General features: G+C 69.9%; 3 protein-coding genes and 11 pseudogenes. 5 read left to right on the top strand and 9 right to left on the bottom strand.

The genetic code is table 11. The features are described 5' to 3' along the window. From UG55_RS43500 to UG55_RS25005, 9 genes and pseudogenes are all read right to left on the bottom strand, one after another. On the bottom strand, nt 1-132 hold a 132-nt coding region (locus UG55_RS43500; RefSeq protein WP_255360532.1), incomplete at both ends, for an adenosylhomocysteinase. 1 nt (nt 133) lies between these two features. Further along, nucleotides 134-876: pseudogene (locus tag UG55_RS24995) on the bottom strand (adenosylhomocysteinase); the annotation flags it as partial. A gap of 373 nt (nt 877-1,249) precedes the next feature. Further along, nucleotides 1,250-1,730 (bottom strand): annotated as a pseudogene (locus tag UG55_RS43505) (MMPL family transporter); the annotation flags it as partial. Nucleotide 1,731: 1 nt separating this feature from the next. Beyond that, nucleotides 1,732-1,916: pseudogene (locus UG55_RS43510) on the bottom strand (hypothetical protein); the annotation flags it as partial. A 98-nt stretch (nt 1,917-2,014) separates the two neighbouring features. Further along, nucleotides 2,015-2,311: pseudogene (locus tag UG55_RS43515) on the bottom strand (RND transporter); the annotation flags it as partial. A gap of 1 nt (nt 2,312) precedes the next feature. After that, nucleotides 2,313-2,684 (bottom strand): annotated as a pseudogene (locus UG55_RS43520) (MMPL family transporter); the annotation flags it as partial. Between the two features lies 1 nt (nt 2,685). After that, nucleotides 2,686-2,973, bottom strand: a pseudogene (locus tag UG55_RS43525) (MMPL family transporter); the annotation flags it as partial. Nucleotides 2,974-3,100: 127 nt separating this feature from the next. Beyond that, nucleotides 3,101-3,468 (bottom strand): annotated as a pseudogene (locus UG55_RS43530) (RND transporter); the annotation flags it as partial. Nucleotides 3,469-4,052: 584 nt separating this feature from the next. Further along, a complete protein-coding gene (locus UG55_RS25005) occupies nt 4,053-4,259 on the bottom strand; it encodes a DUF1918 domain-containing protein (RefSeq protein ID WP_066073958.1) in 207 nt (68 codons plus the stop codon). A 947-nt stretch (nt 4,260-5,206) separates the two neighbouring features. Here UG55_RS25005 and UG55_RS43540 point away from each other — a divergent pair. From UG55_RS43540 to UG55_RS25020, 5 genes and pseudogenes are all read left to right on the top strand, one after another. Then, nucleotides 5,207-5,410, top strand: a pseudogene (locus tag UG55_RS43540) (inositol phosphorylceramide synthase); the annotation flags it as partial. Nucleotide 5,411: 1 nt separating this feature from the next. Further along, a pseudogene (locus tag UG55_RS43545) lies at nt 5,412-5,559 on the top strand (inositol phosphorylceramide synthase); the annotation flags it as partial. 30 nt (nt 5,560-5,589) lie between these two features. Further along, a pseudogene (locus UG55_RS43555) lies at nt 5,590-5,877 on the top strand (phosphatase PAP2 family protein); the annotation flags it as partial. 320 nt (nt 5,878-6,197) lie between these two features. Then, complete coding sequence (locus UG55_RS25015; RefSeq protein ID WP_242425083.1) at nt 6,198-7,301, top strand: phosphotransferase family protein; 1,104 nt, start codon at nt 6,198-6,200, stop codon at nt 7,299-7,301. 152 nt (nt 7,302-7,453) lie between these two features. Next, a pseudogene (locus UG55_RS25020) lies at nt 7,454-8,198 on the top strand (hypothetical protein); the annotation flags it as partial.

Below are 8,198 nucleotides of genomic sequence, written 5' to 3' on the forward strand. Positions count from 1 at the left end.
GATCGGGTCGATCTCGGTGACGATGACCCGGGCGCCCTGGCCGCGCAGCGCGTCCGCGCAGCCCTTGCCGACGTCGCCGTAGCCGGCGACGACCGCGACCTTGCCGCCGATCAGCACGTCCGTGGCCCGGTTNAGACCGTCGATGACGGAGTGGCGGCAGCCGTACTTGTTGTCGAACTTCGACTTCGTGACCGAGTCGTTGACGTTGATGGCCGGGAAGGCGAGCGTGCCTGCCCTGGCCATCTCGTACAGCCGGTGCACACCGGTGGTGGTCTCCTCGGTGACGCCCTTGATCGACGAGGCGGCCGCGGTCCACCGGCCCGGCTTCTCGGCGATCGTGCGGCGAAGCGTCTCCAGGATGATCGCGTACTCCTCGGAGTCCGAGGGGTCGGTCGCCGGAACCGCGCCCGCCCGCTCGAACTCGGCGCCCTTGTGGACGAGCAGCGTCGCGTCACCACCGTCGTCGAGGATCATGTTCGGGGCGCCGCCATCCGGCCAGGCCAGTGCCTGGTCGGTGCACCACCAGTACTCCTCGAGAGTCTCGCCCTTCCAGGCGAAGACCGGCACACCCTGCGGGTCGTCCTTGGAACCGTTCGGCCCGACGACGACGGCGGCGGCGGCGTGGTCCTGGGTGGAGAAGATGTTGCAGGACACCCACCGGACGTCGGCGCCGAGGGCGACCAGGGTCTCGATCAGCACCGCGGTCTGGATCGTCATGTGCAGGGAGCCCATGATCCGGGCGCCCTTGAGGGGCTGGCTGGCCGCGTACTCGGCGCGGGTCGCCATCAGCCCGGGCATCTCGTGCTCGGCAAGCCGGATCTCCTTGCGGCCGAACTCGGCCAGCGCGAGATCCGCGACCTTGAAGTCGAAAGTCATGCCCTCTCCTCGTTGCGCTCGGGTGGCTGCCGAGCCGCTGTGGCGGTGTAACGTTCCGCTGCCGGACTGTCATCGGCGCACGGCGGTGCGAGTCTGTTGAGCGTGCCACAGTCATGAGGAACCGCGAAGACCCGGCCCGTCTGAGTCNCATCGGGCCGGGTAACCCCGGTGGGGTTGGCCTCGGCTTCCGACCTCGCCCGCTCCCTGGCTCGCCCGCTCCCTGGCTCGGCCNGGCTCCGGCGCGCCGTCAGCCTCCGGTGGGGCCGCCGGTCGGTGCCGGGACGGCTCCGGCCGCCTTCGGCCGCGGGTCCCGGTAGACCCAGCCTCGTTCGTCCGCCCACAGTAGCAACGGCGGCAGTACCACCAGCGCGGNCAGCAGCGCTACGCCGACGTTCAGGGCCACGACCAGGCCGAAGTCCCGCAGCAGCGGAAGCGAACTGAACGCGAGGACCACAATGCCGATCACAGCGGCGAGCGCCGACACCATGAAGGCCCGCCCGGTGCGGGCCGCGGCCTCTTCGGTTGCCGCCAGCGGGTCGCGGCCGCGCTGCCGTTCCTCGATGTGCCGCATGACGATCAACGTCGTGAACTCGGCGCAGAGGGCGATCACGAGTGGCCCGCCCACCGCTGTCAGCGGGCTCAGCTCGAAGCCGGCGAGCCGGGCGACGATCGCCGTGAGGCCCACCGCGATCATTACCGGCACGACCGACACCACCGCCCGCACGAGGTTGCGGTGGCGCAGCAGCAGGATGAGGAAGACCCCGATCAGCGCGAAGTAGGTCAGCTCGACGCGGTTCTGCTCGAAGTTCTCCAGGAGGCCGGTACCGACCACGGCCAGCCCCGACGGGGTCGCGNGGATTCCGTCCGGGGGGGTGACCATGTCCCGGATGTGGTTGACGACGACGGCGCGGTCCTCCAGCGCACCCGGGCCCGTCCGGAAGATCAGGTTGAGTGCTCGGCCGTCGACGTTGACGGTGCTCTTTCTGATGGCTTCCGGAGCGACGTCGTAGGCCAGCCTGACGTCGGCCCCGGTCGGGGCCNGCAGCCTGGTGCCGGGCACCTCCATCAGGAAGCTGACCGTGGTCACCAGGCTCGACGCGGTGCGCAGCTCCCGNNGGTGGCTTTCANGCTGCTCGTNGGCGAAGTCGTGCACGAACCTCACGGTCCGGTCGTCGAAGACGTCCGCGGACTGGATGTAGACGCCCAGCTCGCTGCTGGAGCCGGTCTGTGCCTTGAGGTCCTGGATGTTGTGCACCACCTCGGAGCCCTGGCTCACCCACTTCTCCGGGTCGGTCTGGACCTCGAGGTCGCGCTCGACGAGGAGGCCGCCGGCGAACATCGCGGTGGACAGCGCGACGAGTGGCAGCGCGGCCCCGGGGGGCAGTGATCCGAGCCAGACCACCGCCCGGCCGAGCGGACCTCGTGAGTAGTCCTTNGGCGGGGTGGGGGAGCGGCGCTCCCGGAAGCCGAGCGCGGCGGTACTGAGCAGGACGGTCGCGAGGACGATGACCGGCAGGCCGATCGCGAGCAGGACACCGAAGTCACGGATCATCGGGACCTCGCTGAACTCCAGGGCGAGGAACGCGACGATGCCGGCGACGGTCGCCAGCGCCAGAGCGGGCATCAGCCGGGCCAGAGCCTCGGCGACGGGTTCCCGCGCCCGGTCCAGCTGGGCCTCCTCCTCGACCCGGCTGTGCAGTTGCACGGCGAAGTCGATGCCGACTCCCAGCAGCACCGGCATGCCGGCGATGGTCACCACCGAGAGCGGGATGCCCAGGTAGCCGGCCAGGCCGAAGGCCCACACCAGGNCGATACCCACGACGGCCAGGGGCAGCAGTCGCCAGCGGACGGCGAACGCGACCAGCAGCAGGCCCGCCATGATGAGCAGGGAAAGACCACCCAGGGTGAGGAAGCCACCACGAAGATAGTCGTTGATGTCGCGCAGGAGCACGGCCGCGCCGGTGGTCATGACCTCGGCATTGTCGAAGGTCAGGTCCCGCATGGCGTTCTCGGTGGCGGTGGCTCCCAGGCCCTCCTCCCTGATGGAGGCATTGCCGTGCAACCGGACGATCATCTGGGCGGTCCGGTCGGTTGGGANGAAGGACTGCAGCGACTTCCTGATCCCGCCGGCATTGTCGTGAAGCAGGAAATCAACCCAAGCCGGATCGTCGAAGGTCCGATGATTCTCCGGCACCGCGTTCAGCCGTTCCAGCGTCCGCAGCGNGTCCGCCAGCCGCAGGTCGGCGGACTTCCGATCCGGATCACGTTGCTGGGCGGCCAGCAGGATCTTCGCCGCCGGGCTGTTGAGAACATTGCCGTCCGGGCTTCGCACGAGATCCGCCGTGAACTCGAGCGCCGTCAGCGGAGTGATGACACTCTCGATGCGGTGGTCCTTCTCGAGCGTGGCTGACAGCTCGCGGAATTTCCGGACGTTTTCGGTGGTGAAGAGGTCGACGAGGTCGGTGCCGGGCTTCGCGGTGAAGAGCGTGATCATCGCCTGGCCACCGAAAAGCTGCTGGTAGGTGACGTTGTCCTTGGCTACCTGGGAGTCCGAGTTGAGGTAGTTCTCCTGACCGGTGCTGAACTCCAGCCNGGTCAGGCCAAGTCCGAGCGCGACGGTGACCACTGCGGCGACCGCTGCGACGACCGCGGTCCGGCGGCCGACCACGCGCCCCAGGCCCGACCAGAATCNGGCGGTGCCGCCAGGTCGGTCGGACCNGTCGGACGGCACTGGCGAACTTGGCATGAGGTTGCTCCGGGGGTCAGCATTGCGCCCGGGCGGCCCCGGAAAGGACCACCCGAGAGCGGTTTCCAAGGTGTATGGCGCAATAACCTCAAAGTGCCGACCGNTGTGGGCCGAATCCGCCCGTCTGGGTCCGTCTCGACCCAGACAGATCGACAGGCGCCGCGGCGGCCGGCACCGNCTCGTCGCCGTTGCCGCCTACTGCNACTACTGCCGCCGTCCACCGTCTGTCGGGTCGCCGCGGTTCAGCTCGTTGCCTGAGTCGCGGCGCCGCCGTCAGCTGTCAGCCCGAATCGGCACCTGAAGGGAATAATCGATCTCCGGAAAAGGGCGTCCGGCAGCTCGGAAACCTCATGCTCGGCGGGGGTTCCAGGCCGCACGTGCCCAGCCCGGTTCAGGCCGGTGCCGAATGGTCTGGTCGCCCCGCGCATAATCAGACCGTCACGTGTTCACGGGCGGGGCGCAGCTCGATGGTCGAGTCCGCGCCCGGGAAGAAGAGTCCTTCGTGCCCGTCGTCCCAGCGGACCATGAACGGCGGCCCACCGTTTGTGCCGCGAACCTCGATGACCACTCCGTGGCGCTCCGGGTCCCCCACGGTCCGACCGTGGACGATGAAGCGATCGCCTACCGATGCGTACATGTTGCCTCTCCCTTCGGCCCCTCGGTGCGCGATGCCGGCGATCGAGGCGGCCTGCCAGGCCTGCCGTCTCGCCACCATCGCCCGGCGGTTCCGCCCTGCGGGCTGACCCCGGGACGTGAGGTCCCGGGACCGCCCGGGACGGAGCGGTAGTTCCGGAGTAACACGGTTCGCGGCCGCGGGCAGGTCGAAAGACACGCACGCCCCAAAGGTCCGCTTCACTCTATTTTGCGGCGTTTTGAGGGAAGGGGGGCGTTGGCGGAGCGCGACGGTGGACACGCTCCTGGTGGCCGGTGTGCCGTCGGTCNCCTTGACCCCACCAGGCGGGGAGGGGTGACTGAGGTCATGTGCCGGCCATTCCGGGTGCGGGGGGTGCGCCCCGGCGCCGCTTGGTGACCGGAACGGCAGGTGAGCTTTCGCGGCGACTGCCCGGAGTGAATGCGGGGGTGCCGTCAGGTGTCGCACATCTGACAGCGGGGCATGACAAACACCTACATGTGGCCGAAATAGTCGGGGGTTGTTCGCTGTTGGTCTATCTCNCGCTCACCTGTTGCCGGCCCGCGCGTCGTGGCTCCAGCGAACCGCCACTGATCGCCGCCGCGGGCTGTCACACAGCGTCAGCGTGTGTCAAGCGTTGGGGGATGAGTGGGGCGTCACAGTAGGTGAGTCCTTGCTCTGCTTACCGATCGGCAGGTAGGAACGGGAGGTTAACGGGGCATGTCGGCGGGAGGGCGGGAGATGCGTCGGGAGGGCTCATGGTGAGCATGCCGCTTCCTACGCGTGATCNGGCGCAGTTCCCGGACAGGCCCGTCGCGGTCGCGTTCCGGACATCCTGGCTGCACGCCACGCGGCTGGGGCGCGCCACCTCCTCGCTGCTCTTCTACGGCGGCCAGGTACTTCTCCTCGGAACGCTTTTCGTGATCTACCGACTCGGGCGGACGCTCGCTGTNGGCAGGGAGCCGCAGGCGCTGGCCAACGCCCGGGACGTGTGGAGCCTCGAACGGCTCCTGGACCTGCCCGACGAGTCGGCGCTCCAGCAACTCGCGCTCAACTCGACGCAACTGCTGGAACTGGCGAACCGCTTCTACATCGGAGTCCACTTCCCGGCATCCATCGCGTTCCTGGTGTGGGTCCTGCTCTGCCGCCGGAACGCCNGGCCGCGGGTGCGGATGGTCATCATCAGCTCGACCGGTGCCGCGCTCCTGATCCACATGCTGTACCCGTTGGCGCCACCCAGGTTCCTGCCCCGGGTGCTGCCGCACGTGACGCTGATCGACACCGGCGCCGTCTTCGGCCCGACCCCNTACACGGCCGGTGACACGGTCGCGAACCNGTACGCCGCGATGCCGAGTCTGCACGTCGGCTGGTCGATCCTCGTCGCCTGGGGAGTGATCACCATCCTGCGCACGCGGGCGCGCTGGCTGGTCCTCCTCCATCCGATCCTGACCGTCTTCGTCGTGGTGATCACCGCCAACCACTACTGGCTCGACGGGGCCATCGGTGGCGGCCTGGTCGCCGCGGCGGTCGTGCTCACCCGGCCAACAACGCAGGCCCGGCTGCGAGCCGTACTCGTACCGGCCCGCCTGCTGCCGGCGAGACGGCAGCGCACCGCCCATCTGTCNGAGCGGTCAGTNACGTCCGAGCGGTCAGTTACATCCCAGCGGTCAGTTACATCCCAGCGGTCAGATCCGTCCGACCGGTTGGCGCCGTCCGTTCCGGTCGCCCGTGGTGCGGGGGCCGAGGCCGACGGAGGAATGGATCTACCCGAACAGCGACCGTCCGCCGTCGAGGTACGCGGGACGAACGAGGACTCCCCGCCGCGGGAGTTCTCCGAGGCCGCCGAGCCGCCGGGGCCGGCCTGACGCCGGAACCGCCTGTGGCGCAACGGTTTCAACGGATGGCCCCGGAGCCTTCGCGTCGTGGCGGCACTAGGCTCGACGGATGGCCGTGGAGGATCTGGCTGGGTCACGTCCGGTGCGGGGCGAGGACGCGCTCGACACAGCCGCAGTGGACGACTGGCTGCGTCGGTACCTGACGGGGCAGGCGGCGCCCGTGCCGCCACCGGGCCGTCCCGAGGTCCGCCAGTTCTCCGGCGGCGCGTCCAATCTGACGTACCTGCTTCGTTACCGGGATCGGGATCTCGTCCTGCGTCGCCCGCCGCGGGGCCGGAAGGCATCCGGGGCGCACGACATGGGCCGGGAGTACCGGGTACAGGCGCGACTGCGCCCGGCGTTTCCCTACGTGCCGCGAATGATCGCCTGCTGCGACGATCCGACCGTCATCGGTTCGGACTTCTACGTGATGGAGCGGGTGGTCGGCGTCATCCCGCGCTCGGAGTTCCCGCGCTCGCTGACGTTGGATCCCGCCCGGACCAGGCAACTCGCGTTCAAGGTCGTCGATCTGCTGGTGCGGCTGCATGACATCGATCCCGCGGCCCACGGGCTGTTGGACCTCGGGCGTGGCGACGGCTACGTGGACCGGCAGATCCGCGGGTGGACGCGGCGCTATCGGCAGGCCCGCACACCGAACGTCCCCTCGTTCGAGGCCGTGATGAACTGGCTCGCCGAGTACGCGCCCGAGGACGTCGCCGCCTGTCTGATCCACAACGACTTCCGGCTCGACAACGTGGTCTTCGACGTTTCCCGGCGGGACGATGACGGCCTGCCGCGCATCAGCGGAGTGCTGGACTGGGAGATGGCGACGGTCGGGGACCCGCTGATGGACCTGGGCGGGGCACTGGCCTACTGGATTCAGGCCGACGACGACGACATCTTCCGCCTCACCCGGCGGCAGCCCAGCCACAGCCCCGGGATGCCCACCCGGGCGGAGATCGTCGAGTACTACGGTGCCCGGCGGGGCCTGGACGTCGGGCGCTGGCCCTTCTACGAGGTGTTCGGGCTCTTCCGGCTCGCCGTGATCGCCCAGCAGATCTACTTCCGTTACCACCACGGCCAGACCACGAATCCGGCGTTCCGCGAGTACTGGCGGACCGTCAGTTACCTCGAGGCCCGCTGCCTGCGGGTGATGGCCGCCGCGGGCCTCTGACGGATCGTGGCGGGCCGCCGCGGGCCGGCCGCTGGTCGCTGGCGATCCTCCGCGCTCTGGGGCACCTGCCCACCGTTCGTCGTCGTGGACCCTCTGTTGCCTCTCTCCGATGATTTCGGTTGGAGGGTTTCTCGCCGGCTAGGCTCGTGATCATGTTCGGTGGCGTGGGCCGCGGCCCCGTGGGAGACGTGGTGCCGGTCATCGGGGCCGGTTTGTCCGACGGAGGCCCGGCGGGCCTGCGCGGGGCCGCCCAGACACTGCGCCGGGTGGCTGCGGAGAGCCTGCTCCTGCTGGCTCCGGTGCTCGCCCTCGACGGGCCTCGGTCCTGGCGATCGCCCTGGCAGCGGCGCTGTCATCAGCGCATCCGCGACTGGGTCTCCGCTCTGGTGGCCGGCGCGCGCCGGGCCCGGGAACAGGCGGACGCGCTTGACCGCGCTGCCGCCGGCCCAGAGCGGCGGCGGGTAGAGCCGGCTGGGCAGGTTGGGGTAGGTAACCCGTGGCGGGACGACGCATCCTCGGGCGGGGTGGGTGATGCGGAGGTGATCTTCGCTCCCGAGCTGCTCGCGGAGCTGGCGCGGCGGCTGCGGGTCGCCGGGCAGCACGCCACCCGGTTGGTGGCCGAGCTGGGCTCGGTCGGGCGGTCCGCGGGGGCCTGCCTCGGCCTGGACCTCGTACGACTCGAGGCAGGCCCGATGGCCGAGGCCATCGATCTCCGCATGGCGCGCTTCGCGGCCGGGGAGGTGATCTCCTTCGACTCCCCCTGGGGCGGGGTTGGCGCCAGCCCGGCACCGCGGAACACGGCCCGGTCCGGTGCCGCTGATCCGGCCGCCGTCGCGGCCGAGCTGGCGGCGGTGATCGGAACGAGTCCGCTCCGGCTCGGGGTGCGCGACCTGGGGG

It is taken from the genome of Frankia sp. EI5c, assembly GCF_001636565.1.
Lineage (GTDB): Bacteria > Actinomycetota > Actinomycetes > Frankiales > Frankiaceae > Parafrankia.

What these genes read in the sequence shown, in the direction of transcription:
- UG55_RS25005 (WP_066073958.1), bottom strand. Translation starts at nt 4,259, where the DNA reads ATGTACGCATCGGTAGGCGATCGCTTCATCGTCCACGGTCGGACCGTG.
- UG55_RS25015 (WP_242425083.1), top strand. Translation starts at nt 6,198, where the DNA reads ATGGCCGTGGAGGATCTGGCTGGGTCACGTCCGGTGCGGGGCGAGGAC.